This window comes from Brevundimonas sp. 2YAF1 (assembly GCF_052114745.1).
In the GTDB taxonomy this organism is placed as follows: domain Bacteria; phylum Pseudomonadota; class Alphaproteobacteria; order Caulobacterales; family Caulobacteraceae; genus Brevundimonas.
Genome location: NZ_JBFRFI010000002.1, coordinates 168,394 through 193,968, shown reverse-complemented (window position 1 = coordinate 193,968; position 25,575 = coordinate 168,394). Strand labels below are relative to the sequence as shown.

Below are 25,575 nucleotides of genomic sequence, written 5' to 3'. Positions count from 1 at the left end.
TCGGCTGCTTGAGCGCGCGCTCCCGCCAGGGGAGAAGGGTCTTTCACGCTGCCGCCTTCGGTTGCTTGGGCGCGCGCTCCCGCCAGGGGAGCGGAGTGTCACCGGTCCTCGCCGTTGCCGCCCGAGGCGTGGGCGGGGCCGCGGAAGACGGCGTTGAGGAAGAGCGGCTTCAGGCCTTCGAGGAAGGCGCGCATGGTGACGTCCTGGGTGAAGGCGACGACCTGGCCGCGGCCGAGTTCGGAGGCCATGGCGACGGGCTTGTAGGCCAGCTGGCGACGGTTCTCGGCCCAGAGCTGACCCGAGGCGAGGACGCTGTCGGGCCCGGCCAGGCGCACGACGTTGGTGCCCTGGTCGCGGGTCAGGGGCGTGTAGATGTCCGAGCCGCGCACCATGACGCTGAGCTCGTGCGCGACGCCGGCGCCCAGCCAGTGCTCCTGATCCACGACGGCGTGGGCCAGAACCCCGGCCACGGAATCGGGCGAGCCGCCGTGGTGGCCGGTGCGATCCAGATAGTCGGCGTCCGAGGGGATTTCGGTTCCGGCGACGGTGGCGCCGGAGCCCTCGGCCTTCTTGTCGCCGTCGGGGTCGACGGCCGTCTCGCGGCGGCTGTCCAACAGCTTGGCGTCGGGATCCGTCAGCAGACGGGTGGCCGAGCCGACGCCGATCAGGACGCCGCCGTTCCGGACCCAGGCGCGCAGATTGGCGACGCCGTCCTCGCCCAGGATCTTCTCGTAGTTTCCGCCCGAGGGCAGGATCAGCACTTGATAGCGGCTGAGGTCGGCGCCCGACAGGCGACGGGTGCGCACCGCCGTGACCGGCCAGCCGTATTCGCGCTCGAGAATATGCCGGATCGACCCGGCGGACTCGGCGTCGGTCGGGTCGTCCCAGGCCATGGCCACGCGCGGGGCCTTGATGAGGGTCGCCTCGTCCGAGCCGACGTTGGGACCGCTGGAAACCCAGGAGGTGGCCAGGGCTGTGACCTCGGCCCCGCTGGCGGCGGCGATGCGGTGCACGCGCTCGTCCAGATCGGCGGGCGAGCCGGCGCGCGGCACGATGAAGGCGCCGCCCGCATAGGGTTTGCCGTCCAGGGTGAAGGGCTTCTCGATCGAGCGGACCGGCAGCTTCTCTTTCAGGGCGGCGGTCAGGAAGCGCATCCCCGCAGTGCCCGGATTGATCGCATAGCCATAGGTCGCCTCCGCCCCGGCCACCGCGACCGGGCGGATCAGTTCGGGGCCGACCGCCGTGGTCTGGACCGAGGGCGCGCCGGCGCACTTCTGGGTCGGGACGTTGAACAGCAGCGGCATGGACCAGCCGGTCAGATCGTAGATCTCGTCGCCCAGGCCGCGCGCGCGGCGGGCCTCCTGTTCGGCCAGGAATTTCGGGTCCAGCGGCACGTCCCTGGCCAGCAGGGTCTCGGCCATGCGGCGCTGGGGCTGGGACAGGTTCACCACATAGTCGCCGGCGCGATAATTCTGACCGCAGGCGGAGAAGGACGCCGTCGCGCGACCGACTTCTAGCCCTGAGCGGACCAGCAGCCCCGCCAGCTTGTCGGCGGCGGCCGGGTCGGCGGCGCCGGAGCGGGAAATGACATAGGCGCCGCGTCCGCCCGCGATCCCGTCGCGGTGGAAGGCGTAGAAGTCGCTCAGCAGCCGCTCGCGGTCGCGGGCGGCGGTCTCGATGGTCGACAGGGTGGCGGTCAGGTGGCCCTTGACCGTGTCGGCGTAGGTGATGACCTCGCCCGTGCGGCGGCGCGCCATCAGGCCGCGCGCGGAGCCCTGCTCATAGGTCATGGAGACGGCGCCGAAGTAGGCCGGCCAGCCGTCGCCGTAGCCGGGGTAGAAGGCGTCGAAGGTCTCGCGCGTGAAATAGTTCAGCCCGGCCTGGTCGAAGCGCGCCCCGTTGTTGCGGCCGAAGCGTTCGCGGGCGTCGAGGATCGGGGGGTAGATCCAGGGGTTCAGCGGCTGGGCCTCGGGCGGGAAGAAGAAGCTCGAGTCCGTGCCCATCTCGTGGGAATCGACCACCACCTGGGGCCGCCAGTCGCGGATCAGGGCGGCGTGGCCCTGGGTTTCCGGCTGGGACTGGATGAACCAGTCGCGGTTCAGGTCGAACAGGTTGTGGTTATAGCGGCCCGACGGCCAGGGCTCGGAGCGTTCGGCCGACAGGGGGTCGGGGTTGGGCTGAAGGCCGAGGCCCGCCTCGAAGCCGTTGATGAAGCGCTCGCGTCCGTCGGGGTTCTGGGTCGGGACGAAGACGACCACGGCGTTCTGCATCCAGCCCTGCGCCTCGGCGTCGGAGGCGTCCATCAGGCGGCGCGCGGCGGCCATGGCGGCGTCGGCGGGACTGATCTCGTTGCCGTGCACCGAATAGGCCATCCAGACGATGACCGGGGTGTCGGCGATCAGGGCGCGGGCCTGGTCCGGCGAGGTGCGGCGCGGATCGCCGAGCGCCCGGGTCGCGGCCTTGATCGCATCCAGCCGGGCGATGTTGGCGGGCGAGCCGACGGCGGCCCAGAACAGGGGGCGGCCTTCCCAGGTCGTGGCGTAGTCGCCGATGACCATGCGGTCCGGCGCCGAGGCGCGCAGGGCCTCGAAATAGCGGCGCACCTCGGCGGCGCGGGTGATGCGCGCGCCCGGCGCATGACCCAGCACGGCCTCCTGCGTCGGCGGCGTCTGCCGCGCCAGAACGGGCGTGGCCGAGGCGGCCAGAACAAGACTGAGCGCGAGCAAAGGACGCGCGGCGAGACGACGTGACATGAGAACTTCCCCCTGGTGACGAGCAGCTTAACCGCCGTTTCGCCAGGAAGGGAAGGCGGGGCTGTCAGGACCAGTTAGGAGCGGCGCAATTTACCCGTTCGACCTTGCTCGAAGCGGGCCTGCCCAACGTCTCGTGAGGGTCGGGTGCGGGCCTCGGCTTCGACGCTGAAAGCGGACATCGGCTTCCACGCCAGAAAGCGGACGCTGCAAACGTCAGCTATGGGTGGGAAGCGGTCCTAAGTTCAGAGCAACTCTGCTGCAGGCCCGTCGCGGCGCACCGCAGTCGGAATAGGAAACCAATCGACATTGGTCTGGATGTCGGCGGTATCGCCCGAGGCCACATACTCGATATAGAAAAGGTTTTGAGGCAGTTTCTCTCTCCCATAGTAGAACCACTCCCAGCGAACGCGAGACGCGCCGAGTATCTCAAAACGATTGTGGTCGATGCTGTATCTGGAAGGATGCCAGATGGTGAGCGTTTCCCCTTCGTTAAACCGGAACCGGACGCCATCGGGCAGTGAATCACACCCAACAACTCTGTGGTCATTGTCGTAGGGTCGACCGAAAAACTGTCCCCATATACGCAAGGAGCCGTGCTTCACGGATGGAAGTGCTTGCCCCGTCATTTTGCAGATGGCGTCTCGCTCGCTGGTGCTCATGAACCCATTCTCACAGACCTACGTCGCGCGGCATAGATCGGATGTCCGCAATGGGTCGGTTTGCGAAAAAGGCACCGCGCCCGAAAGCGGACCTTCGGCACACGCGCGGAATGTCGTGTTTGCGGCATGGTACGGGTGACCGCTGTTGGCGCATTTGCGACACCCGTTGGCTACCGCCGCATCTGACTCGTCTGAGACATTGGAAGAGTCCGCTGTTGGCCTCGGCTCCTTCGTTGAAATTCTGATCGTCAACACAGGCAAGGTCGCACTGAGCGATATGGCCTAAAAGGTCGGAAGATTGGGGTTTGCGCCAGGCCGGGGCGGCGCTAGCTCTGCGGCATGAGTTGGCCCGCCCCTCCAAAGTTATCGGTGCAGATCCTCGGGTTCGACGGGGTGCAGGCGCTGGATCTCGTCGGCCCCCTGGAAGCGCTCGCCAGCGTACAGGCAGCGGGTCGACCCGCCTATGAGGTCCGCCTGGTAGGGCTCCAGGGGCGGCGCTTCTCGTCGGAGACGGGGATCGTCTTCGAAGCGGATTCCGATGTTTCGGAAAGTGGGACCGCCGACACTATCATTGTCCCCGGCGGCTCAGGACTACGGAGCCCGGACACCCTGAACGCGGCAAGCAGATGGGTGCTGGCTCAGGCCCCAAACGCCCGGCGCATCGTTTCGGTTTGTACCGGGGCCTATGCCTTGGCGGCGGCCGGTCTGCTGGATGGTCGCCGTGCGACGACGCACTGGCGCTTCGTCGCCGATCTGGCGCAGCGATATCCCTCGATAGACCTCAACCCGGACGCCATCTTCATCAAGGACGGGCCCATCTACACATCTGCGGGGATCACCGCGGGGATCGATTTGGCGCTCGCGCTCGCTGAGGAGGATTTCGGGCCGAGCGCGGCGCTGGAGGTGGCCCGCGAGATGGTGGTTTTTCTCAAGCGGCCGGGTGGTCAGGCGCAGTTTTCCCAGCCCCTGTCGATGCAGATGAGGAGCGGTGACCGCTTCTCCGACCTGATCGCCTGGATGGCGGCCAATCCCGGGGCGGATCAGTGCGTCGAGGTTCTGGCGGCCAAGGTTTCAATGAGCGTCCGGACGTTTTCGCGCAGGTTCAAGGAACAGGTCGGCCGCTCGCCGGCCCGCTACGCCGAGGACCTGCGACTGGACGCATCGCGAGCGCGGCTGGAACGACGACATGAGCCGATTGGCGTCATTGCAGCGGACCTCGGGTTCGGCAGCGACGATGCCTTCGCACGCGTTTTCTCTCGCCGGCTCGGCGTAAGGCCAAGCGACTATCGCGATCGGTTCCAAACGAAAGATGAAACATGATTTCTGGTACTAGGCGATCAGTCCTGATGGGAACCGCCTTGGCCCTGGGCGCGCCCGCCACAGCCTTGTCCGAGGCGAACACGCCGTCCGGAGGCTATGTCTGCGCCCCATGCGGTTGCGCCCTGGATGGGCGGTTGTTTTCCTCGCCAGGGATCTGCCCCGCCTGCGGAATGGAGCGCATCCCCGCAGGGGCGACCTTGGGCGAGCCGGCCGCGGATTTTCCATCGGTGCAGTTGGAGATGCGCGTGCCGTTTCCGCCGACAGCGGTCCCCAGTTCCGGTCGCGAGTATCTGATCTACGAGTTGCATCTACGCAACTTCGGGAACAGACCGCTGCCGCTCAGCGAGCTCGAGATTCATGACGCGAACGCCAACACAACGGTGGCGGGCTTCGAGGGGGCGAGCCTGGAGGCGTTGATTAGCCCGATCGGTTTCGGCGCTCTGATGGTCAGCGACGGGTTGATGCTCGGTAGCGGTCGCAGCTGCGTCGTTTTTCTACGGCTCGTCAGCGTCAGCGCGGCGCCAGCGAGGCTGCGGCATCGGATGCGTTCGGTCCGAGAAATGACGACCGGTCCGGTGATCGACGTCGTTCCGAGCCAGACGCTGAGGCGGCTGGGACCGCCCCTGAAGGGAAGCGATTGGGTCCCGACCAATAACGCCGGGGCGGACGATCATCACCGCGTCGGCTTGCTGGCGGTGGATGGGGCCGCCCGCATCGCGCGGCGCTATGCGATCGACTGGAAACGGCAGCGACGCGGCGGATGGTTCGACGGCGATGAAGCGGACGTGCGCGCCTACCATGCCTATGGCCAGACGGTTCTTGCCGTGGCAGATGCGACCGTCGTCGTGGCGACTGATGGTTTTCCGGACAACAGGCCGCGAACCCGTGAAGGCTTCGAGCCTGCGCTGGAGATCACCATGGATTCAGCGGGCGGGAACGTCGTGACCCTTGATCTGGGCGACGGACTGTTCGCCTCCTATGCGCACCTGCAACCCGGAAGCGTGAAGGTCCGGGCGGGCGAGCGCGTAAGCAGGGGCCAGGCGTTGGGCGCGATCGGGAATTCCGGCGACAGCCGCTGGCCGCATCTTCATTTCCAGGTGACCGATGGTCCAAGTCTGCTTGGATCAGAGGGGGTTCCCTACGTCATCGACGCCTACAGCGAAGTGGTCGGCAATCGAAGAGAGCAGCGACGTGGCGAGATGCCAATGAGCCAAGCAAGGATAGATTTCGCCTGACCAACGCTGTGCGCAAGTAGCTGCTCCATCTAGCGTTCGGTACGTCGCCTTTCCGGCACGGGCCCAACGACCGCTCCTGGCGCTTTAGCAACACTGTCGAATGGCTGAACCTGACTCATCACAGTCGATCGGAAGGTCCGCTTCTCGGCGATTTCTTCGTGCCGGCGGCCTCTATGCCGAACACGGAAGTCCTTACGCGATCTGGCCGTCGTCTTCGTCACGGCGCGGATGCTGGTGGGGATGCTGTTCCGCAGTAGGCCGGCGCCATCATCACCGGACTGCTGGCGTCAGGGGAACATCCCGCCGAGCGTCGTGATCGAAGAGCAACTATCCAAATCGTTGGACGTTACGAGCGACGCGCCGATTTCGGTAAATCACACGGTTCTGGTGCTGGGTGATCGGCCCCCGGATCACCAATCACGAGGCGCCAATGCGCGGGCTGATTTCCATCGTCCTACTCGCCTCGCTGGCGGCCTGTACGCCGCGGCAGCCTGAACCGGCGAAACAGACTGAATCAGCCCCTGCGGCGGTTCAGGTTGAAACTCCCATCGCTCCAGCCGAGAGCGCCGTCGCGCCCGAGATCGACCCGCCCGGCGACATTCCCGACTCGCAGGTCTTCGTAAGCTATCAGTCGGTCGCCGGCGGATACTGGCTTGACGTCCCCGAAGGGTGGTCGCGCACGGAGAATGGCTCGGACGCCTCCTTCGTGCAGAGGTTCGACGGCGTCAGCGTCGCCGTTGCTCCGGCGGCGGCCGCGCCAACCGTCGCCAGCGCGCGCGCCGGCGAAGCGGCGCGCATCATCGCCTCCGGTCGCGCCGTAACCATCACCGACGTGTCCGCCGTGGCCTTGCCGGCCGGGAAGGCCGTCGTCATCCGCTACACGTCGAACTCGGAACCGAACGCCGTGACCAACAATCGCGTGCGCCTTGAGAACGAGGCTTTCCTCCTTTTCAACAATGGTCGGATGGCGACGCTGACGCTGTGGGCCCCGCAGGGCGCGGACAACGTCGATCAGTGGACCCGCATGTCGCGCAGCTTCCGATGGCGGTAGCGCCTCCGGCGATCGAAGCGCGGGAGCTCTACCGATTCTACCACATCGGAGACGAAGAGACGCTCGCGCTCCGGGGCGTGAGCCTGATTGTGAACCCCGGCGAGATGGTCGCCGTGGTCGGTCCTTCGGGGAGTGGAAAATCGACCCTGATGGCCTGCCTCGCTGGCCTGGACGAGCCTGACGGCGGCTTTGTCTATGTGAACGGCGAGCGCCTGACCCGCCGCGACGAAGCGGCGCGCACGCTGATCCGTTCAAGGTTGATCGGCCTTCTCCTGCAAAGCGGCAATCTGTTCGATCACCTCACGGTGCGACAGAACGTGGCGCTCAAGATGAGGTTCGCCGGTCAGAGCGACGAGGCGAGGATCGACGAAGTGCTCGAACTCGTGGGCATTGGCGCGCGCCGCCACGCCTATCCCTCGCAGCTTTCCGGCGGGGAGGCGTCACGCGCTGGGCTGGCCGTGGTGCTGGCCCCCCGGCCGCCCATCATCATCGCCGACGAGCCGACGGGCGAAGTCGACAGCGAGACCGAACAGGGCGTCCTCGCAATCTTCGACCGTCACCGCGCGGACGGCGGGGCCTCGCTCATCGTCACCCACAGCGAAGCCATAGCTGGCCGCGCGGACCGTATCGTGCGGCTCGAAGACGGAAAGGTCGCACGTGGCTGAGGTGCTGGCCGAGGCCGTCGATGCGGGCCGTGTCTTCGAGGGCGCGGGCGGAAGCGTGACGGCGCTTGAGCATGCGACCTGTCGGATCGAGCGCGGTGATCGCATCGCCCTGCTCGGTCCCTCCGGCAGCGGCAAGTCCACGCTCCTTCATCTTTTCGCCGGCCTCGACGAACCCACCAGCGGCGTCGTGCGCTGGCCCGCACTGGGCGACCGGCATGGGCTGAGACCCTCGAAGGTCGCCTTCGTCTTTCAGTCCGAAAGTCTGATGTCGCCGCTCACGGTGCTTGAGAACATCGAGGTCCCGAGGCTTCTCGCCGGGACGGACGCCGCCGAGGCGAGACGAGAGGCCTCGGCCATGCTCGAAGCGCTGGGGCTGACCGCGATCGCCGACAAGCTTCCCGAGGAAATTTCCGGCGGACAGTCTCAGCGCGTGGCGATGGCCCGCAGCCTTGTCACGAGGCCGGACCTGATCCTCGCCGACGAACCGACCGGCCAACTCGACCACGCGACCGCAGCGCATCTGCTCGACCTGATGGAACTGCATCTGCGCGGCGCCGGCGCGGCGCTGGTCGTCGCCACCCATGACCCGTTTGTCGCCGCCCATATGGCGACGCAGTGGCGGATGAATCACGGGGTGCTGGCATGAGCGCGAGCCTGATCTGGCTGTTCGGGCTTGTTCGGCGTCGCGCGGGCCAGATGCTGCCGGCGACGCTCGGCATCAGCCTGACCGTCGCGCTGCTCGCGATCCTGGGGCTATTCATCGATTCCAGCGCGGCGACGATGACCCGGCGCGCGCTGGGCGACGTGCCGGTGGACTGGCAGGTCGAGGTCGCGAACGGCGCCAGCCCCGACGCCGTCGAGCAACTGTTACGTCATGACGTTCGAGCACGGACCATTGAGCCGGTCGGTTATGCGACGGTGTCGGGATTCACCGCCAGCGGCGGCAGCACGACGCAGACGACAGGCGAGGGCAAGGTTCTTGGCGTCACGCCGAGCTATTGGGCCGATTTCCCGGGCGAGATGCGGCCCATGCTCGGTCGCTTGGACGGCGTCCTGATCGGGCAACAGACGGCCGCGAATCTTCACGTCGGCGTCGGCGACACGGTTTCGATCATGCGAACGGGGCTGGCACCGGTCACAGCGCGGATCGACGGCGTGATCGATCTGCCGCAAGCCGATTCCCTGTTCCAGGCGGTCGGCGTCGTCGCCGCCGCCGCGCCTCAGGCTCCGCCTGACAATGTCATGGTCGTGCCGATGGCGACGTGGCGTCAGTGGTTCGGGGCGCAATCGACGAGTCCCGCCAGCGCCGCGCGCATCCAGTTCCACGTCAGGCTCGATCACGCCCTGCCGCCGGACCCAGGCGCGGCCTTTGTGCACGTGCAGCAGTTGGCGCGCAATTTCGAGGTCCGCGCCGCGGGCGCCGCCGTCGTCGGCGACAATCTCGCAGCCCGGCTCGACGGGGTGCGAGAGGACGCCCTCTATGCCCGTGTCCTGTTTCTCTTCCTCGGCCTCCCGGGCGCGATCCTGGCGGTCATCCTGACCTTTGCGGTCAGCGCCGTGGGCGGGGATCGGCGTCGTCGGGAGCAGGCCTTGCTGCGCGTGCGGGGCGCGTCGACGGCGCGCATCCTCAGACTCCAATCGCTGGAGGCCCTGGTCGTTTCAGCGCTGGCGGCGGTCATCGCGCTCGGCTTGGTCTGGGCGGTGAGCCGATGGATGGTCGATCTTCCGCTTGGCCCCCGACAGGCGGTTGTCACCGGGGCGGCCCTGGGGGTCGGCGTTCTGACGGCGCTGGTCTCCGTGGCCATCCCCGCCTGGCGGGAGGCCAGGATACCGCCGGCCCAGGCGGGCCGAACGCGCGTCGGTCGCGCCGAAACGCCCTTCTGGGAGCAGACCTGGATCGACGTGATCCTGCTCACGCTCGCGGGCGTCGTCTACTGGCGCGCCACGGCGTCCGGCTATCAGATCGTGCTGGCCCCTGAAGGCGTCGCGCAGACGTCGGTCTCCTATGAAGCCTTCGTCGCGCCGCTCGCGCTGTGGATCGGCGTCGGCCTCCTGACAACGCGCCTGTTTCGGCACGGGCTCGTCATGGGGCGCCCTCTCGTGGCGAGGCTCTTCAGACCGATCAACGGTTCGATGTCGCCGGTCGTGGCCGCCTCGGTGTCGCGACAAGCGCGGCTCATCACCCGCGGCGTCGTGCTGACGACCCTGGCCTTCTCGTTCGCCGTTTCCACTGCGGTCTTCAACACCACCTACAATGTGCAGTCGAATGTGGACGCCGAACTCACCAACGGCGCCGACGTCACCGTCACCGGATCCACCGCCTATCCCGCCGGTCGGCTCCTGGCGGACATCGCCAAGGTTCCCGGCGTCAGCGCCGCGCGGGCGATGACGCATCGATTTACCTATGTCGGCAACGATCTTCAGGACATTTACGGCATCGATCCGCGCACCATCGGCGACGCCACGGATCTCTCCAACGCCTTCTTCGGCAACAAGGACGCTCGCGCAACGATGGCGAAACTCGCGTCGCAGCGGGACGGCGCCTTGCTGTCCCAGGAGACGGTCAACGATTTTCAGCTCCATGTCGGCGACGTCATCAACCTTCGCCTGCAGAGCGCGACGGACCATCAATACCATCCCGTGCCGTTCCGCTTCATCGGCGTCGTTCGCGAATTCCCCACCGCGCCTCATGATTCCTTCGTCGTCGCCAACGCTGACTATGTCGCCCAGCAGACAGGAGACGCCGCCCGGGAAGTCGTGCTCATCCGGGGCAGGACGCCGCCGACCGAGCTTGCGGCGGCGGTGCGGCGGGCGGTCGTGTCGCTCCCCGGGGCTCAGGTCACGGATCTTGGCTCGGTGCAACGCACCATCAGTTCGAGCCTCACCGCCGTGGACCTGCATGGACTGACCTGGATCGAACTGTCGTTCGCGATCCTGCTGATCGCCGGCGCCAACGGGCTGGTGCTGGGATTGGGCCTGATCGAGCGGCGGCGCGACTTCGCAGTGCTGGCGGCCCTGGGGGCCAGCGGCAAACAACTCGGCGCGTTTCTGTGGACGGAGGGGCTTATCGTTCTGGTCGTCGGCATGATCCTCGGGACCGCCACGGGCTTCGGCATCGCCCAGATGCTGGTCACCATGCTGACCGGCGTCTTCGACCCGCCGCCTCAGTCTCTGGCGATCTCATGGCCCTACCTGCTCGTTCTCGCGGCGGCGGGGTGCCTATCCACCGTGATCGCGGTGCTGGCGGCGCTCAACATCACCCGGCGGGGGACGATTGAGGCGTTGCGGACGATTTGAGGAGCGATATGACGATGGGCTGGGCCGATGGAACGTCTGTCCGTAGCCCTGCCGGGGTGTCGTCCGTTTGGCTTGGTGAATGTCGCATTCTTGGATGTGATCCAACTTCTGCAATTGGCGCACCGCAGACCTTCGGTGAGTACCGCTTAGTAGTGCGTTGAGAATGATTCTCGTGTTGCGCCGTTCTTAAGTGGTTTTGAGCCGGCGCTAACTGGTCCTGACAACGATACCGACGGTCGTTGACAGTCTCGTACAGTATGTCGCATACACTGTATGTCGCACACTATGTGACGACAGGTGAGTGAGGCGAGCCGACGTGGACAAGGCGCTGTTCGAGACGATGCGGCTGGAGTTGCGGCGCGGGTCGCTGGTGTTGGCGGTGCTCGCCTGCCTGCGGACCGAACGCTACGGCTACACCCTGCGTCAGGCGCTGGCGGCGGACGGGCTGGAGATGGAGGAATCCACCCTCTACCCGCTGTTGCGGCGGCTGGAAGGCCAGGGCCTGCTGACCAGCGAATGGCGCGAGGAGGAGAAGCGGAAAAAGCGCTTCTACGTTCTGTCGCCCGGGGGCGAGGCCCTGCTGGCCGCCCTGACCGAGGAATGGCGCGGCATCAACGCCTCGCTGGATCGAATGCTGTGAAATCTCGGGGGAGGGAGACGAACATGGACGTGATCGAACGCTATCTGGAGGCCGTCGCGGCCCAGTTGTCGGTCGAGGACCGCGAGGACATCGTCGCCGAACTGCGCGACCTGATCCTGAGCCGGGTCGAGGCGCGCGAAGAGGAACTGGGCCGGGCCCTGAGCGATGTCGAGAAGGAGGCGATCCTGCATGAGATCGGCCACCCGCTGGTTGTCGCCGCCCGCTATCGCAAGGGGCCGGACAGTCTCATTGGACCTGAGTTGTTCCCCTACTGGCTGTTCGGGGCCAAGGCGGGATTGATCGTGATCGCCGGGTTGCAGGCGCTGGTCCTGCTGCTGCGGGTCATGACGGACCCGGTCGACTTCGGGCAGGCGATCGCCCAGGCCTTCCACGGCTTCTTTTCCGGCGGGCTGACCCTGCTGGGGGCGCTGACCCTGGCCGGGGCGGTCATGGAACACTACGGCATCAAGCCGGGCTGGCTGACGAAGTGGCGGGTCAGCGACCTGCCGGCCTTTGGTCTGGCTGATCCTGCGGCCTGGGGCGCGGCGATGGGCTCGGGCGCCAGGACGGCCAGGGCCGGGGTGAAGGCGGCGGCGGCCAAGGCGTCCTCCGACGGGACGCGCGTCTGGGGGCTGCGGGTCCAAACCGGGCCGGCGGCCGAGGCGCTGTGGTCGCTGATCGGGGGCGGGATTTTCGTCCTGTGGTGGATCGGCGCCCTGCATATCGCCGGCCTGAACAATTTCGGCATGAGGGGCGGCGACGTGGTGGTGACGGCAGCGCCGATCTGGAGCGCCCTGTTCGCGCCGATCCTGGCCTGGGCCGTGGCGGGGATCGCCGTGGACGCGACCGGCCTGATCTGGCCGCACGCGGTGCGGTTGCGGGCCTTCCTCAAGATTCCGCTGGCGGCGGCGGGGCTGTGGCTGGGCTGGCGGCTGTTCCAGGCGGAGGGTTGGTTCGTCCTGACGCAAGGCGCCCAGACGACGCGCATCGAAGGCGGCCCGACCAACCTCAGCATGGAGGCTCTGCGCGCCATCAACGAGGCCGGGCGCGGCGTGGTGGTCGACACCGCCATGACCCTGTCGACGGTGCTCAGTTGGGTCCTGGCGGCGCTGATGCTGGGCCTGGCGCTCGACATCCTGCGGCAGATGCGGCGCATCGCGACCGCCGAGACCTGATCCGACCCGGCGCCGTCATGTCCGAAAACCGCGAGACAGGACGGCGTCGAAGGATCATGTTGCGGCCATGGAAAACGCCCGCGACAGTCTGGATCAGGAGGCCTGCTATCGGGCCGTCCTGACGCGCGACCCGCGCTTTGACGGGCGGTTCTTCACCTGCGTGAAGACGACGGGAATCTATTGCCGCCCGGTCTGTCCGGCGCGGACCCCCAAGCGCGAGAACATGAGCTTTGTCGCTTCGGCGGCGGCGGCCGAGGAGGCGGGCTTTCGCGCCTGCCTGCGCTGCCGGCCCGAGACGGCGCCCGACATGGGGGCCTGGCGCGGCACCTCTAACACCGTCAGCCGGGCGCTGGGGTTGATCGAAGCGGGGGCGCTGGATGAGGGCGACGTAGATGCGCTCGCCGCGCGGCTGGGGGTGGGCGAGCGGCACCTGCGCCGCCTGTTCCGCCAGCATCTGGGCGCGGCCCCGGTCAGCGTGGCGCAGACCCGCCGCGTGCTGCTGGCCAAGGCCCTGATCCACCAGACCGATCTGGCGATGGCCGAGGTGGCGCTGGCGTCGGGGTTCGGCAGCGTGCGGCGCTTCAACGAGACGTTTCAGGGCCTGTATGGACGGCCGCCCTCGGCGCTGCGGCGACGGGCCGAGAAGCCTGGCGACGCCAAGGCGAATGAAGGCGTGCGGCTGAGCCTGCCCTATCGCCCACCCTATGAAAATGACGCGATGCTGGCGGCGCTTTCCGCGCGCGGCGAGACGGTCGCGGGCGGGGTCTGGCGGCGCGAGTTGACGCCGGAGACGGACGGCGCGACCGGCGAGGTCTCGGCCCGGTTCGAGCCCGATAACCGGCTGGCGGTCACGGTCGCGGCCTCGGACCTGAAGGCTCTGCCGGGCGTGCTGGCGCGGGTGCGGCGGGTGTTCGACCTGTCGGCGGACCCGGAGGCGATCCAGCACGACCTGTCGGCGGATGCCCTTCTGGCGCCGCTGGTGCGGGCGCGGCCCGGCCTGCGCCTGCCCGGCGACTGGATCGATGAGGCGGCGGATATAGCCAGCGACCGGCTTGAAGACGAGCGGCTCGAAGCGCGAGCCGAGCCATGGCGGCCCTGGCGGGCCTATGGCGCACTGCACCTGCGGGAAGCGGGGATCGACGGCGCGCAAGTGATGGAGAGCGACGATGAAAAAGACGCAGCCTGAAGCCTTTACGCTGGACCGCATCGCCTCGCCGGTGGGCGAGGTCCTGCTGGTCACCGACGCTGAGGGCGCCGTGCGGGCCTTCGACTTCGTGGACTATGAGGCGCGGATGCTGAAACTGCTGGCGCGCCATTATGGCGAGGTGACGCTGACCGAAGGCCGGGCGCCCGAGGCGGTGCGGGCGGCGGTCGCGGCCTATTTCGGCGGCGAGGCTGCGGCGCTGGACAGGATCGCGGTCAAGACCGGCGGCACCGACTTCCAGCGTGCGGTCTGGGCGGCGCTGCGCACCATTCCAGCGGGCGAGACCTGGTCCTACGGCCAGTTGGCCTCGGCCATCGGCAAGCCCAGCGCCGTCCGCGCCGTGGGCCTGGCCAACGGGGCCAACCCGGTCGGCGTCATCGTGCCCTGCCACCGGGTCGTCGGCGCCAACGGCACCCTGACCGGCTATGCGGGCGGGCTGGAGCGCAAGCGCTGGCTGCTGGCGCACGAGGGCGCGACGATAGGTCTGCTGTAGTCAGGCGGCGCCGTCGAGGAACAGGCGGCAGGCCGGATTGTCGGTCTCGTCGACATAGGGATAGCCGAGGGTGTCGAGGGCCTCGCTAAGGGCCTCCGCCTGATCCGGCGGGACGCTGACGCCCGCCAGCACCCGGCCCACGTCGTCGCCGTGGTTGCGATAGTGGAACAGGGTCAGGGCCCAGGCGGGCTGCAGGCTGTTGAGGAAGCGCAGGAAGGCGCCGGGCCGCTCGGGGAATTCGAAGCGCAGCAGGCGCTCGTGCGGCAGGCCGATGGTGCGGCCGCCGACCATGTAGCGGACGTGCAGCTTGGCCGTCTCGTTGTCGCTCATGTCCTCCACCGCGTAGCCGTCGGACTTGAGCCGGTTGATCAGGGTCTCGCGCTCGGCGGCGCCGTCGCGCAGGCCGACGCCGACGAAGATCTGCGCCCGGCCGTCGCCGGACCAGCGGTAGTTGAACTCGGTGACCGAGCGGCCGTCGAGGCTTTGCAGGAAGCGGTGATAGTCGTCGCGGCGGTCGGGCATGGCCACGGCCAGAAGCGCCTCGGCGCCCTCGCCGATCTCGGCCCGCTCGGCCACGTGGCGCAGGCGGTCGAAATTGACGTTGGCGCCCGAGTTGATCGCCACCAGGGCGCCGCTGCCGGGGTTGCGCGCCGCCCAGACCTTCATGCCTGCGAGCGCGACGGCGCCTGCCGGTTCGGCCACGGCGCGGACGTCGTCGAAGACGTCCTTGATCGCCGCGCAGATGGCGTCGGTGTCGACCAGGACGATCTCGTCCAGCAGGTCGCGGCACAGGCGGAAGGTGTGGTCGCCCGCGCGCTTCACCGCCACGCCGTCGGCGAACAGGCCGACCTGATCCAGGGTGACGACATGGCCGGCGTCGATGGCGCTTTTCATCGTCGGCGCGTCGGCGGGTTCGACGCCGATGATCTTGGTCTCGGGCCGCAGGAAGCGGACGATGGCCGCGACCCCCGCCGCCAGACCGCCGCCGCCGATGGGCACGAAGACGGCCTCGATGGGGTCCGGGTGCTGGCGCAGGATTTCCAGCCCGACGGTGCCTTGTCCGGCGATCACGTCGGGGTCGTCGAAGGGGTGGACGAAGGTGGCGCCGGTCTGGGCCTCCAGCACGCGGGCGTGGGCGTAGGCGTCGTCGAAGCTCTCGCCGTGCAGGACGACCTGACCGCCCAGGGCCTTGACCGCCGAGACCTTGATGCCCGGCGTGGTGGTGGGCATGACGATGGTCGAGGCCGCGCCGCGTTTCGCCGCCGCCAGGGCCACGCCCTGGGCGTGATTGCCCGCCGAGGCGCAGATGACCCCGCGCGCCAGTTCGGCCTCGGTCAGGGCGGCGATCTTGTTGTAGGCGCCGCGAATCTTGAACGAGAAGACCGGCTGCAGGTCCTCGCGCTTGAGCAGGGCCGGGCGGTCCAGCCGCGCCGACAGACGCTTCAGCGGATCAAGCGGGGTTTCCTCGGCCACGTCATAGACGCGGGCGGTCAGGATGCGGCGGACGGTGTCTTGCACGAAATTCTCGGAGCGACGCGACAGAAGGGATCAATCGACCTCTCGTCTAGGGCAGAAGCGGCGGTCAGGGGAAGGCCCTTGCGTCGCTGAGCGGCGCGGGGGTGATGCAGCGTAGGATTTACCCGGGTAATAATTCCTGCTATTTAATCCGGGTAAAACAAAAGGAGGCGTCCATGACGTCCGCAGACCGCAAGGCGCTCATCAACGACTACAAGGACCGCGAAACCGTCTCCGGGGTCTTCGCCGTCCTCTGCTCCGCCACCGGCCGGGCCTGGGTGGGCCAGAGCCGCCACATCGACACCCAGCAGAACGGCCTGTGGTTCGCGCTGAAGATGGGCGGCAGCCCCTACAGGTCGCTTCAGGCCGAATGGAACGCCCATGGCGCCGATAGCTTCCGCTTCGAGCAACTCGACCGTCTGGCGCCCGACCTGTCGGATATGGCCCGCAAGGACGAGTTGAAGAAGCGCGCCGCCCTGTGGATCGCGCGCCTGAGCGCCGAGACCTTGTAGAGAGGGGCGTTTCGCCCTTTTCCCTTGCACCGTGCGCCGGGTGGACTACATTGCGCCTGCTTATGCTAACTTTGAGCATAAGTCGGGGCCGCGCAGTGGCGGCCAGGGAGTGACGAAAATGGCGGACGGCGCTTTCGGTCTGTCGAAGGAACTGGCGGAAGAGACCGCTCCCGTGTGGGAGAAGGTCAAGGGTCTGGTGACGCCGCTGGAGTGGCCGGAACAGGCGAAGCTGATCAGCGAGATCAACGCGCTGAAGAAAGAACGCGACGCCGTCATTCTGGCTCACAACTACATGACGCCGGAGATTTTCCACGGGGTCGGCGACTATGTCGGCGACAGCCTGGGGCTGGCCAAGGAGGCCGCCAAGTCCAAGGCCAAGGTCATCGTCCAGGCGGGCGTGCACTTCATGGCCGAGACGTCGAAGATTCTGAGCCCTGACAAGACCGTGCTGATCCCCGACCTGCGCGCGGGCTGCTCGCTGGCCTCGTCGATCACGGGCGCGGACGTGCGGCTGATCAAGCAGCGCTACCCCGGTCTGCCGGTGGTCACCTATGTCAACACGACCGCCGACGTGAAGGCCGAGACCGACATCTGCTGCACCTCGGCCAACGCCGTTCAGGTGGTGGAGTGGGCGGCCAAGGAGTGGGGCGTCGACAAGGTCATCCTGATCCCCGACGAGTATCTGGCGCGCAACGTCGCGGCGCAGACGAATGTCGGCATCATCGCCTGGAAGGGCCGCTGCGAGGTGCATGAGCGCTTCACCGCCGCCGACATCGCCGAGATGCGCGCCGCCTATCCGGGCGCGGAAATCCTGGCCCACCCGGAATGCCCGGAGGAGGTTCTGGCGGCGTCGGACTTCGCCGGCTCGACGGCGGCGATGATCGACTATGTGGTCGACCGCAAGCCCAGGCAGGTGGTGATGATCACCGAGTGCTCGATGGCCTCGAACGTCAAGGGCGACGTGCCCGGCGTCGACTTCATCGGCCCGTGCAACCTGTGCCCGCACATGAAGCGCATCACGCTGGAAAACATCCGCGACTGCCTCAAATACATGCAGTTCGAGGTGACGGTGGAGCCGGAAATGGGCGAGCGCGGGCGTCTGGCGGTGCAGCGGATGATCGACCTGCCGCCGCCGGCGATTCCGGCGCGCTACGACCTGGTCAAGGCCCGTCATCACGTCGATGTGGAGCTGATCTGAGGTCCTGCGGCGATGCGGCCCGTTGCGGGCCGGTCGTTGCAAGCCCAGTTCGACGCCATGAGCGAAGCTGAAAACCCTATTCGTCGTCCCGGTCCCTGGGACACCACGCCTGAACAGGCCGCGCCCGAACTCGTGCGCGCCCGCAAGGCCGCGCCGCTGGAGGACAAGGGCCAGCATCCCGCCTGGGCCATCGTCTCGACTTTGCTGATGGGCGGTTTCCTGTGGTGGGTGACGGGCAGCTGGGTCGTGGCCGTGGCCATTCTGATCGGCCTGTTCGTGCATGAATACGGACACGTTCTGGCGATGAACCGCGTCGGCATGGGACCGGCGCGCATCTATGTCATTCCCTTCCTCGGCGGCCTGGCCAGGGGGCAACGCAATCCCAAGAGCGAATGGCACGGGGTGCTGGTGTCGCTGGCGGGGCCGGCCTTCGGGCTGGTGGCGATGCTGCCGTTTGTCGGGCTGTGGGCGGCGACGGGGGGCAAGGCCTGGCTGGTCGGGGCCTTCTTTATCGCCATGCTCAATCTGGTGAACCTGCTACCGGCGCCGCCGCTGGACGGGTCCAAGGCGTTGGGACCGGTGCTGACGCGGGTGCATCCGCGGCTGGAGCAGGTGGCGCTTCTGGCCGTCGGCGGTCTGGCGGTCTGGTGGGGGCTGTCGACGGGGCGGTTCATCCTGGCGGTCTTCCTCGGCTTCGCCGTGTTCAGTCATCTGAAGCGCGGCGTCTGGCGCGAGCATTGGGGCAGGCTGAGCTGGCCCGAGGCGGGCCAGAGCCTGGCCCTCTATCTGCTGACGGCGGCGGCCTGCGCGGCGGCGGCCTTCGGCGCCCTGCTGCCGCTGGCGGACGGGTCCAGCGTCGAGGCGCTGCGTATCGGCATGAGCTATCTCGGGCTCAAGGGATGAGCCGTATCCGGCATGACGGGCCGCTGATCATCGGCGGCGGGCTGGCGGGACTGGCGGCGGCGCTGGAGGCGGCCCCGGCGAAGACCCTGGTGGTGACGCCCGAGCCCTTGCTGAACGCCTGTTCCTCGGCCTGGGCGCAGGGGGGGATGGCGGCGGCCCTGTCGCCCAGGGACAGCGCCGCCCTGCATGCGAAAGACACCGAGGGCGCGGGCGCCGGTCTGGTCGAGCCCGAGGCGGCGCGAGCCCTGACCGAGCGCGGACGCGAGACGGTGGAATGGCTGGCCTCGCTGGGCGCGCCCTTCGACCGGGACGCGGCGGGCGGCTTCTCCGTGTCGCTTGAGGCGGCGCACAGCCTGCCGCGCGTGGCGCGGGTCGGCGGCGACGGCGCCGGGCGGGCCATCCTGTCGGCGGTGGTGGCCGCAGCAAGGGCCTCCAAACATATCGAAATATGGGAGGACGGGCGGCTGCGCGGCCTGATCCAGGACGTGAACGGCCGGGTGCGCGGCGCCCTGATCGAGCGGGCCGGCGGGCGCGTGGATGAGGTCTTTGCGCCAGCCGTGGTGCTGGCCACGGGCGGCGTTGGCGGCCTCTATGAAGTGACGACCAACCCCTCGGCCCTGCGCGGCGAGGGGCTGGCGCTGGCCTATCTGGCGGGGGCTGAAATCCTCGACCCCGAGTTCGTGCAGTTCCACCCCACCGCCATCGACGTCGGGCTGGACCCGGCGCCGCTGGCGACCGAGGCTCTGCGCGGCGAGGGGGCGCGGCTGGTCGACGGGACCGGCGCCTTCCTGCTGGGCGAGGACGCCGACGCCGATCTGGCCCCTCGGGACATCGTGGCGCGGGTGGTGCACGCCGCACGAGCCGACGGACGCGGCGCGTTTCTGGACGCGACCAAGGCGGTGGGCGAGGGCTTCCCGCACGAGTTTCCGGCGGTGTTTTCCGCCTGTATGCGCGCCGGGCTGGACCCGCGCATCAGCCCCATTCCGGTGGCGGCGGCGGCGCACTACCACATGGGCGGCATCGTCGCCGACGACGAGGGACGGACCACGGTTGCCGGCCTTTACGCCATCGGCGAGTGCGCCGCGACCGGGGTGCACGGCGCCAACCGCCTGGCCTCCAACTCCCTGCTGGAAGCGGGCGCCTTCGGGCGCCGCGCGGGGCGGGCGGCGGCCAAGGAGGTGCAGCCGCCCAAGGCCGCCTTGAAGCCGGTGCACGCCTCGCAGGACCTGCCGCCGGAAGCGATGGCCGAGCTGCGCGCCGCCATGACCCGGTTCGCGGGCGTGGTGCGCGACGAGGCGGGGCTGACGGCCCTGCTCGCCGTGATCGACCGGCTGGCGACGGCCCATCCCGAGGCAGTGGTGCTGACCGCTGCGCGGCTGATCGCCGAGGGGGCGCTGAACCGCCGCGAGAGCCGGGGCGGGCATTACCGCGCCGACTATCCCGACAGCCTGCCGACGGCCGAGCATACCCGCATGTCCCTGCCTTCCGTCATTCCGGACGCGCCGCAGGCGCGCGCCGAAAGCCAGGCGGCTGAGATAGTCTGACCGCCTGGGTCCCGGGTCCGCTGCGCGTCCCGGGATGACGGCGCCTAACGAGAGACGTTGAGATCATGACCCGAACCCTGCCGGACCTGCTGATCGAGCCCGTCGTGCGGATGGCCCTGGCCGAGGACCTGGGCCGCACCGGCGACGTGACGGCTCAGGCCTGCATCCCCGAGGAGGCGCGGATGAGCGCCGTCTTCGCTGCAAGGCAGGCCGGGGTGATGGCCGGCGGCGCGGTGGTGCGCATCGCGGTCCACGCCATGGACCCCAAGGCGACGGTGACGGTCAAGGTCGCCGACGGTCAGGCCTTCGAGGCGGGAACCGTCTTGGTCGAGGTCGAGGCCAACGCGCGCGCCCTGCTGGCGGCCGAGCGGACCGCGCTGAACCTGCTGGGCCGGATGTGCGGCATCGCCACCCTGACGCGGACCTATGTCCAGGCGGTCGCGGGCACGAGCGCGCGGATCGCCGACACCCGCAAGACCACGCCGGGCCTGCGCGCGCTGGAGAAGCACGCCGTGGCCTGCGGCGGCGGGCTGAACCACCGCTTCGGGCTGGATGACGCCATCCTGATCAAGGACAACCACGTCGCCGTCTGCGGCGGGGCGGGCGAGGCGGTGCGTCGCGCGAAAGCTTTCGCCCCGCACCTGATGAAGGTCGAGGTCGAGGTCGACGGGCTGGACCAACTGGACGAGGTGCTGATCGAACGGCCCGACGTCATCATGCTGGACAATTTCAGTCTGGCCGATCTGGAGGAGGCCGTGCGCCGGGTGAAGGCCAGCGCCTTCGGTCCCGTGACGCTGGAGGCCTCGGGCGGGGTCAACCTGACGACCGTGGCGGCGATCGCGGCGACCGGGGTGGACGTGATCTCGGTCGGGGCGCTTACGCACTCTGTTGCGCAGTTGGACGTGGGGCTGGACGCGCGCTGAGGGTCGGGGCGCTGACGGCGGGCGGGCTGAACCAGCGGCGTCGGATGGCCCGTTGCAGCGGGGCGTCGATCAGCCGGTTGTAGAGATCGGCGGCGACCAGGGCGGCCACCAAGGCCAGCACCCATAGCCCCCAAGCCTGCCAGGCGACCGTCGCGGCGGCGGGGTGGAAGCGCTCGATCAGGGGCTGGAGGCCGCCAAACCAGACCGCGCCGGTGATGGTGTGGGTCATGAACAGGCAGAAGCTGACGCGGGCGCCCCAGGCGGCGCCGGGGATGGGGCGGGTGGTCGGCAGGGTTGTGGGAAGGGCGCCGCAACCCAGCACCAGGACGCAGATGGCCAGAAGGCTGATCAGGTCCGGTCCGGCCACGGCGACATTGGCCAGCAGGACCGCAGCCCCGCCGAGAGCGATCAGGCGGGCCGCGCGCGGCGACCCGCGACCGGCCTCGACCGCGCGGGCCAGGGTCAGGCCGACCACAAACAGCGGCGCGGCGCGGAGCATGGCCCACTGGAACGGCAGGTCGAACAGGGAATGCTTCAGCAGGGCGAGGCTGAGCGCCTGCCCCACGACCAGCAGGGTCAGTCCCAGCGTCAGCGCGGTCATCGGCCCGGGCAGCCGCCGCATGGCGCGCCACAGCCAGGGGAAGAAGGCGTAGCAGATCAGCAGGGCCGACAGCGTCCAGGCGGGGATGTTCCACTGCTCGCCGCCGACGCCGAAGGCGTGCAGCAGCAGGATCTGCGCCGGGATGCCCGACCAGTCGAACCGCTCGGCGTGAACCGGCGTTTTCCCGATCAGGGCCGCCGCGAGGACCAGGAGGGCCAGAATGGCCAGGGTGATGAGGTGGGTCGGGTAGCTGCGGGCGAAGCGCTTGAGCCAGAACCGCAGCGGCGAGACCTGTCCCGAGGCCTGGCCCGCGCCATAGGCCCGGGCCAGGACGAAGCCGGACAGCACCAGGAAAAAGTCGGTGGCCAGATAGCCGCGCGCCCAGACGCTGTGCAGCGAGGCCAGGGGGACGGGCGCCTCGTCGCCGAAATGAAACAGCACCACGAACATGGAGGCGAGGAAGCGCAGGGCGTCCAGAACGCCGCCGCGCACGAAGGCGGCAGGCTGGGGCGTGGGGGTCGTCGTGGTCGTCAAAGGGCCGGCTCCCGCGCCGGGGGAGGGCGCATCACCGACCGTGAAGCAAGAAGCGGGCCGGGAACCCTTAGGCGCCGAAGGCGGTTTCAGGTGGGACGAAAGGCGGTGTCATGAGCAAGGTCCCCTCCGTCCCCAAGGAGCAACGCAGTTTCGCCGATCACGGCGCGCAGCCGGTCAGCGATATGGCGGATCGGCACGACCTGGCCGCGGGCGCCCAGTCGAGCCAGCCCGGCGACGCTGACGTCAACACGCATCAACAGGGCCGCTACGGCAACCTGAAGCAGAATATGACGCCGCAGTGGAAGACGCAGGACCGCTGAACGCGATCCGGCCCGCTTATTCGGCGGCGGCGGCCTTTTCGGCGGTCGCCGCGCGGTCGGTCTGGCTCAGGTTGTCGCGCGCGACGACCAGGTTGTAGGCCACGGCGCCGCCGGCGTTGCGCACGGTTTCGGCGGGGTTGAGGCTGGCCTGGATCAGGCGCGGCGCGTCAGCAGCCGTCGAGGGGCGCGGCGTGGAGCGGAACGAGTCGCTGGAGCCCGAACGACCGCCGAAGCGGTAGAAGAGGTGGCTGCCGACCTGGTTCACCTTCACCAGGCTGTTGCGCCAGCTGGGCGAGACGCCAGTGGTGTGGAAATGGGTGGCGTTGCCGACGGCGGCGTAGACCTGTCCCGACAGGGCCTTGGAGGCCACGTCGCGGGCGCGGTTCCAGGCGGTGCGGTTGACCGCGCCGCGCATGGCGCCGTTGCAGGTGAAGCTGAACTGGCAGCCGGTGCTGCGGTTCGAGCCCTGGAAGACCACGGCGCAGACGGTGTTGGGGAAGGCGGGGTGGCGGGCGCGGTTCAGAACCACCTGGGCCACGGCCTTCATGCCGTCGGCCCCTTCGCCGCGCGCTTCGTAATAGGCGGCCTTGGTCAGACAATCGAGATCGCGCGACTGATCCAGGGCGCTGCCGAGACGGAAGGGCTTGGCGGCGGGGCTGGTCAGGCTGGCGCGACGCAGGCCGTTCTGGGAGTCTTCCAGTCGGGCGGTCAGCAGTTCCGCCTGACGATCGCGCTGGGCCGAGTCGGCGCCGGTGTAGGGGTCGTGGCGGTTGGCGATGGCGAGGGCGCTGGCGTCCAGGCCGCCGGCCGCAGCGGCCATGGCTTCCTGAGTGTAGCCCTCGGAGCCGGCGCCTTGCAGGCGTTCCGCCTGGGCGCGCACGGTCGAAGCCTGGACGGCCGCGCCGCCCAGATAGGCTCCGCCGACAGCGAGGCTGACGACGCCCCCGAACGCCGCGGCCGCCGTCTTGGGGCGCAGGCGAACGGAACGGGCGGCGTGCATCAGCGCACGCGTCTGCGAGGAGAAATTCAAAGGCGTAGTCCTGTTCAGCAGGGCGAGGATGCCGCCCCAGTACTCAACGAACCCAGGCGACGTGACGCGCCGCGAACTGGCTCCGGACCCGAGATCGACAAGCGGCCGACCTCCGGAAGACGGGCCTTAAGCCATCCGTTTATGACCTCAATGTGTTTGATTCGCTAGTTATCGCTGCGATGCAGCAATCCGTCGCGCCTCTACAGTAGGCGTTTTGTCGATCTGTGAGCAGGCTGTGTCATTGCTTGAGCACATCTCATCGAATCTGTATTCGGTTACGCGCTGATGATTTCGAACCGGCGCCGTTTGCGTCGTAAACGCTATTCGGAGAGGAGTCGTTACTTGCTCGACGGACGCTCGCCTGAGAAGGGAACTCTTTGGCTGCGGCGGCGTTGCAAGCTCAACCATTTCAAGGAGTTCTCCGCCCGATGACCCGTTTTCCGATCCGCGCCGCCGCCGTCCTTGCCCTGGGGGTCTCGGCCCTGGGTCTCGCCGCCTGCGGACATACGGTCGAGCAAAAGGCGGCGACCGGCGCCATCGCCGGCGCCGTGGTGGCGGGGCCGGTCGGCGCGGCGGTCGGCGGCGCGGCCGGGGCCGCCCTCGGCCATATCGACAAGCCGCACTGAAGCGGCGGCCGACGGCGCCGCTTGCTCGGGGCGGCGTCGGCCCCCATGTGCCTCTTTGGACGCGATTCAGGCTCTAAATGCGAGTTTGAGGGCCTGAAACGGCGGCGACGCTTGATTTCCGCGCTGGATTCCGCTTTGGCAGCGCGCCGGGCCGTTCGCGTATCCGCACGCCCGCCGGGCCGCCACTGATCGGCGTCGCCCCTTATCAGATTTCGAAGGAAGACCGCCTCTACGCATGCGAGACCTTAAACAAACCGGCTTCAACGACCGCATCTCCGCCCAGCAGGACGCCAAGAAGGCCCTGCTGGCCAAGTTCAAGCCCAAGCCGACGGTCCAGGATCCCGAGTTCGAGAAGCTGGCCGCCAAGCGCGCCGCCGAGAAGGAAGCCCTGCGCCAGCAGTTCGAGCTGGAGAAGGCCGAACAGCGCCGCGAGAAGGCCGACAAGGAAGCCGCGCGTCTGGCCGCCGAACACGAAGCCCAGGAAGAAGTCGACGCCGCCAAGCGCGCCGCCCGCAAGGAGCGCAAGCAGCTGACCAAGGAAGAGCAGAAGGCCGCGCGCGACGCCCGCTACGCCGCCCGCAAGGCGCGTCAGCGCTAAAAACCCCTTCTCCCCTTGCGGGGGAAGGTGGCCTGCCAGGGCCGGATGAGGGGTCTCTCCACCTTGGATGAAGGCCGCGCGTTTAGCGTCGCGCAACCCCTCATCCGTCCGGCTTCGCCGTCCACCTTCTCCCGCAAGGGGAGAAGGACGCGGATTGCAACGGGTCGCCCTGCCCAGCGTTACAGTCGCGAAGATTCATGCGCACGGGTCGTCGCCCGCCCTTGGCTGGCGCGCGAAAAGACCTAACTGCCAGGCTGGATCTTTGTTCGTAACGCATCAGGAGCAGACATGACCGCTTCCATCGACACCGGCCTGAAGCCCAAGGCACGCGACGACGTCGCGCGCGAGCTGTCCAAGGTCCTGGCCGACAGCTTCGCCGTCTATCAAAAGACGCACGGCTATCACTGGAACGTCCGCGGGCCGGAGTTCTTCAGCCTGCACAAGCTGCTGGAGATGCAGTACAACGAAATCTGGGCCGCGCTGGACGACATCGCCGAGCGTATCCGCGCCCTGGGCGAACTGGCCCCGCAGAGCGCCTCGGCCTTCGCCAATCTGACCTCGATCAAGGACGGCGATCCTGAAAAGGACGCCAGCGAGATGCTCAAGGAGTTGATCAAGGACCACGGCGTGCTGATCGCCACGGCCCGCGCGGCGCTGGACGCCGCCGACGAAGTCGGCGACGAGGCGAGCGTCGACCTGATGACCCAGCGTCTGGCCGCCCACGAAAAGGCCGCCTGGATGCTGCGCTCCAGCCTGGGCGACCGTTAGGTCCTCACGGA

General features: G+C 68.4%; 24 protein-coding genes. 19 read left to right on the top strand and 5 right to left on the bottom strand.

What is annotated here, in order from left to right; translation table 11 throughout:
• Positions 1-98: 98 nt before the first annotated feature.
• The gene (locus AB4Y68_RS03545; RefSeq protein ID WP_441454131.1) at positions 99-2,753 is read right to left on the bottom strand and encodes a M14 family zinc carboxypeptidase; all 2,655 of its coding nucleotides are present in this window, start codon (positions 2,751-2,753) and stop codon (positions 99-101) included.
• A 242-nt stretch (positions 2,754-2,995) separates the two neighbouring features.
• A complete protein-coding gene (locus AB4Y68_RS03540; protein ID WP_441454130.1) occupies positions 2,996-3,412 on the bottom strand; it encodes a hypothetical protein in 417 nt (138 codons plus the stop codon).
• A 369-nt stretch (positions 3,413-3,781) separates the two neighbouring features.
• On the opposite strand from AB4Y68_RS03540, the gene AB4Y68_RS03535 reads away from it, so the two are divergent.
• The 10 genes from AB4Y68_RS03535 to AB4Y68_RS03490 all read left to right on the top strand — a co-directional run bounded on the left by AB4Y68_RS03535 (position 3,782) and on the right by AB4Y68_RS03490 (position 14,492).
• Positions 3,782-4,732, top strand: coding sequence for a GlxA family transcriptional regulator (locus AB4Y68_RS03535; protein WP_441454129.1), 951 nt, complete (start codon positions 3,782-3,784; stop codon positions 4,730-4,732).
• A gap of 197 nt (positions 4,733-4,929) precedes the next feature.
• A complete protein-coding gene (locus AB4Y68_RS03530) occupies positions 4,930-5,967 on the top strand; it encodes a M23 family metallopeptidase (RefSeq protein ID WP_441454128.1) in 1,038 nt (345 codons plus the stop codon).
• Between the two features lie 430 nt (positions 5,968-6,397).
• Positions 6,398-7,018: a hypothetical protein gene (locus AB4Y68_RS03525; RefSeq protein ID WP_441454127.1), complete on the top strand. Its 621-nt coding sequence runs from the start codon at positions 6,398-6,400 to the stop codon at positions 7,016-7,018.
• On the top strand, positions 7,009-7,683 hold the full coding sequence (locus AB4Y68_RS03520; protein ID WP_441454126.1) for an ABC transporter ATP-binding protein: 675 nt from the start codon (positions 7,009-7,011) through the stop codon (positions 7,681-7,683). Before AB4Y68_RS03525 ends, AB4Y68_RS03520 begins: the two co-directional genes overlap by 10 nt.
• Positions 7,676-8,329: an ABC transporter ATP-binding protein gene (locus AB4Y68_RS03515; protein WP_441454125.1), complete on the top strand. Its 654-nt coding sequence runs from the start codon at positions 7,676-7,678 to the stop codon at positions 8,327-8,329. The genes AB4Y68_RS03520 and AB4Y68_RS03515 overlap by 8 nt, the downstream gene beginning before the upstream one ends.
• The gene (locus AB4Y68_RS03510; RefSeq protein WP_441454124.1) at positions 8,326-10,980 is read left to right on the top strand and encodes an ABC transporter permease; all 2,655 of its coding nucleotides are present in this window, start codon (positions 8,326-8,328) and stop codon (positions 10,978-10,980) included. Before AB4Y68_RS03515 ends, AB4Y68_RS03510 begins: the two co-directional genes overlap by 4 nt.
• Positions 10,981-11,320: 340 nt before the next feature.
• Positions 11,321-11,620, top strand: a complete 300-nt coding sequence (locus tag AB4Y68_RS03505) for a PadR family transcriptional regulator (RefSeq protein ID WP_441454432.1) — start codon at positions 11,321-11,323, stop codon at positions 11,618-11,620.
• Between the two features lie 23 nt (positions 11,621-11,643).
• A complete protein-coding gene (locus tag AB4Y68_RS03500; protein ID WP_441454123.1) occupies positions 11,644-12,795 on the top strand; it encodes a hypothetical protein in 1,152 nt (383 codons plus the stop codon).
• Between the two features lie 67 nt (positions 12,796-12,862).
• The gene (locus tag AB4Y68_RS03495; protein WP_441454122.1) at positions 12,863-13,981 is read left to right on the top strand and encodes a bifunctional transcriptional activator/DNA repair enzyme AdaA; all 1,119 of its coding nucleotides are present in this window, start codon (positions 12,863-12,865) and stop codon (positions 13,979-13,981) included.
• On the top strand, positions 13,962-14,492 hold the full coding sequence (locus AB4Y68_RS03490; protein WP_441454121.1) for a methylated-DNA--[protein]-cysteine S-methyltransferase: 531 nt from the start codon (positions 13,962-13,964) through the stop codon (positions 14,490-14,492). Before AB4Y68_RS03495 ends, AB4Y68_RS03490 begins: the two co-directional genes overlap by 20 nt.
• Here the strand turns inward: AB4Y68_RS03490 and ilvA are convergent, their stop codons facing one another.
• Positions 14,493-16,010 carry a threonine ammonia-lyase, biosynthetic gene (ilvA, locus tag AB4Y68_RS03485; RefSeq protein ID WP_441454120.1) on the bottom strand — a complete coding sequence of 506 codons (1,518 nt, stop codon included), beginning with the start codon at positions 16,008-16,010 and terminating at the stop codon, positions 14,493-14,495.
• Between the two features lie 173 nt (positions 16,011-16,183).
• Here ilvA and AB4Y68_RS03480 point away from each other — a divergent pair, with 173 nt between their 5' ends.
• The 5 genes from AB4Y68_RS03480 to nadC all read left to right on the top strand — a co-directional run bounded on the left by AB4Y68_RS03480 (position 16,184) and on the right by nadC (position 21,087).
• Positions 16,184-16,519: a GIY-YIG nuclease family protein gene (locus tag AB4Y68_RS03480; RefSeq protein WP_441454119.1), complete on the top strand. Its 336-nt coding sequence runs from the start codon at positions 16,184-16,186 to the stop codon at positions 16,517-16,519.
• A 118-nt stretch (positions 16,520-16,637) separates the two neighbouring features.
• A complete protein-coding gene (nadA, locus tag AB4Y68_RS03475) occupies positions 16,638-17,717 on the top strand; it encodes a quinolinate synthase NadA (RefSeq protein ID WP_441454118.1) in 1,080 nt (359 codons plus the stop codon).
• A gap of 57 nt (positions 17,718-17,774) precedes the next feature.
• On the top strand, positions 17,775-18,620 hold the full coding sequence (locus AB4Y68_RS03470; RefSeq protein WP_441454117.1) for a metalloprotease: 846 nt from the start codon (positions 17,775-17,777) through the stop codon (positions 18,618-18,620).
• Entirely contained in the window at positions 18,617-20,164 is a 1,548-nt protein-coding gene (locus AB4Y68_RS03465) for an L-aspartate oxidase (RefSeq protein WP_441454116.1), read from the top strand. Before AB4Y68_RS03470 ends, AB4Y68_RS03465 begins: the two co-directional genes overlap by 4 nt.
• A 65-nt stretch (positions 20,165-20,229) precedes the next feature.
• Positions 20,230-21,087, top strand: coding sequence for a carboxylating nicotinate-nucleotide diphosphorylase (gene nadC / locus AB4Y68_RS03460; RefSeq protein WP_441454115.1), 858 nt, complete (start codon positions 20,230-20,232; stop codon positions 21,085-21,087).
• Here nadC and AB4Y68_RS03455 read toward each other — a convergent pair.
• Positions 21,041-22,222 carry an acyltransferase family protein gene (locus AB4Y68_RS03455; RefSeq protein ID WP_441454114.1) on the bottom strand — a complete coding sequence of 394 codons (1,182 nt, stop codon included), beginning with the start codon at positions 22,220-22,222 and terminating at the stop codon, positions 21,041-21,043. The genes nadC and AB4Y68_RS03455 overlap by 47 nt on opposite strands.
• A 110-nt stretch (positions 22,223-22,332) precedes the next feature.
• Between AB4Y68_RS03455 and AB4Y68_RS03450 the strand changes: the two genes are divergently transcribed.
• Positions 22,333-22,542, top strand: coding sequence for a hypothetical protein (locus AB4Y68_RS03450; RefSeq protein ID WP_441454113.1), 210 nt, complete (start codon positions 22,333-22,335; stop codon positions 22,540-22,542).
• 16 nt (positions 22,543-22,558) lie between these two features.
• Here AB4Y68_RS03450 and AB4Y68_RS03445 read toward each other — a convergent pair whose 3' ends face one another.
• Positions 22,559-23,572 carry a cell wall hydrolase gene (locus tag AB4Y68_RS03445; RefSeq protein ID WP_441454112.1) on the bottom strand — a complete coding sequence of 338 codons (1,014 nt, stop codon included), beginning with the start codon at positions 23,570-23,572 and terminating at the stop codon, positions 22,559-22,561.
• Positions 23,573-24,000: 428 nt separating this feature from the next.
• Between AB4Y68_RS03445 and AB4Y68_RS03440 the strand changes: the two genes are divergently transcribed.
• The 3 genes from AB4Y68_RS03440 (at position 24,001) to AB4Y68_RS03430 (ending at position 25,564) form a co-directional block, all read left to right on the top strand.
• Positions 24,001-24,198, top strand: coding sequence for a hypothetical protein (locus tag AB4Y68_RS03440; protein WP_441454111.1), 198 nt, complete (start codon positions 24,001-24,003; stop codon positions 24,196-24,198).
• 235 nt (positions 24,199-24,433) lie between these two features.
• Entirely contained in the window at positions 24,434-24,796 is a 363-nt protein-coding gene (locus tag AB4Y68_RS03435) for a DUF6481 family protein (RefSeq protein ID WP_441454110.1), read from the top strand.
• A gap of 288 nt (positions 24,797-25,084) precedes the next feature.
• On the top strand, positions 25,085-25,564 hold the full coding sequence (locus AB4Y68_RS03430) for a Dps family protein (RefSeq protein ID WP_441454109.1): 480 nt from the start codon (positions 25,085-25,087) through the stop codon (positions 25,562-25,564).
• Positions 25,565-25,575: the final 11 nt, after the last annotated feature.

Coding starts and splice junctions, on each gene's coding strand:
- AB4Y68_RS03545 (WP_441454131.1), bottom strand. CDS start 2,753: ATGTCACGTCGTCTCGCCGCGCGTCCTTTGCTCGCGCTCAGTCTTGTT.
- AB4Y68_RS03540 (WP_441454130.1), bottom strand. CDS start 3,412: ATGAGCACCAGCGAGCGAGACGCCATCTGCAAAATGACGGGGCAAGCA.
- AB4Y68_RS03525 (WP_441454127.1), top strand. CDS start 6,398: ATGCGCGGGCTGATTTCCATCGTCCTACTCGCCTCGCTGGCGGCCTGT.
- AB4Y68_RS03520 (WP_441454126.1), top strand. CDS start 7,009: ATGGCGGTAGCGCCTCCGGCGATCGAAGCGCGGGAGCTCTACCGATTC.
- AB4Y68_RS03510 (WP_441454124.1), top strand. CDS start 8,326: ATGAGCGCGAGCCTGATCTGGCTGTTCGGGCTTGTTCGGCGTCGCGCG.
- AB4Y68_RS03505 (WP_441454432.1), top strand. CDS start 11,321: ATGCGGCTGGAGTTGCGGCGCGGGTCGCTGGTGTTGGCGGTGCTCGCC.
- AB4Y68_RS03500 (WP_441454123.1), top strand. CDS start 11,644: ATGGACGTGATCGAACGCTATCTGGAGGCCGTCGCGGCCCAGTTGTCG.
- AB4Y68_RS03495 (WP_441454122.1), top strand. CDS start 12,863: ATGGAAAACGCCCGCGACAGTCTGGATCAGGAGGCCTGCTATCGGGCC.
- AB4Y68_RS03490 (WP_441454121.1), top strand. CDS start 13,962: ATGAAAAAGACGCAGCCTGAAGCCTTTACGCTGGACCGCATCGCCTCG.
- AB4Y68_RS03480 (WP_441454119.1), top strand. CDS start 16,184: ATGACGTCCGCAGACCGCAAGGCGCTCATCAACGACTACAAGGACCGC.
- nadA (WP_441454118.1), top strand. CDS start 16,638: ATGGCGGACGGCGCTTTCGGTCTGTCGAAGGAACTGGCGGAAGAGACC.
- AB4Y68_RS03470 (WP_441454117.1), top strand. CDS start 17,775: ATGAGCGAAGCTGAAAACCCTATTCGTCGTCCCGGTCCCTGGGACACC.
- AB4Y68_RS03465 (WP_441454116.1), top strand. CDS start 18,617: ATGAGCCGTATCCGGCATGACGGGCCGCTGATCATCGGCGGCGGGCTG.
- nadC (WP_441454115.1), top strand. CDS start 20,230: ATGACCCGAACCCTGCCGGACCTGCTGATCGAGCCCGTCGTGCGGATG.
- AB4Y68_RS03450 (WP_441454113.1), top strand. CDS start 22,333: ATGAGCAAGGTCCCCTCCGTCCCCAAGGAGCAACGCAGTTTCGCCGAT.
- AB4Y68_RS03440 (WP_441454111.1), top strand. CDS start 24,001: ATGACCCGTTTTCCGATCCGCGCCGCCGCCGTCCTTGCCCTGGGGGTC.
- AB4Y68_RS03435 (WP_441454110.1), top strand. CDS start 24,434: ATGCGAGACCTTAAACAAACCGGCTTCAACGACCGCATCTCCGCCCAG.
- AB4Y68_RS03430 (WP_441454109.1), top strand. CDS start 25,085: ATGACCGCTTCCATCGACACCGGCCTGAAGCCCAAGGCACGCGACGAC.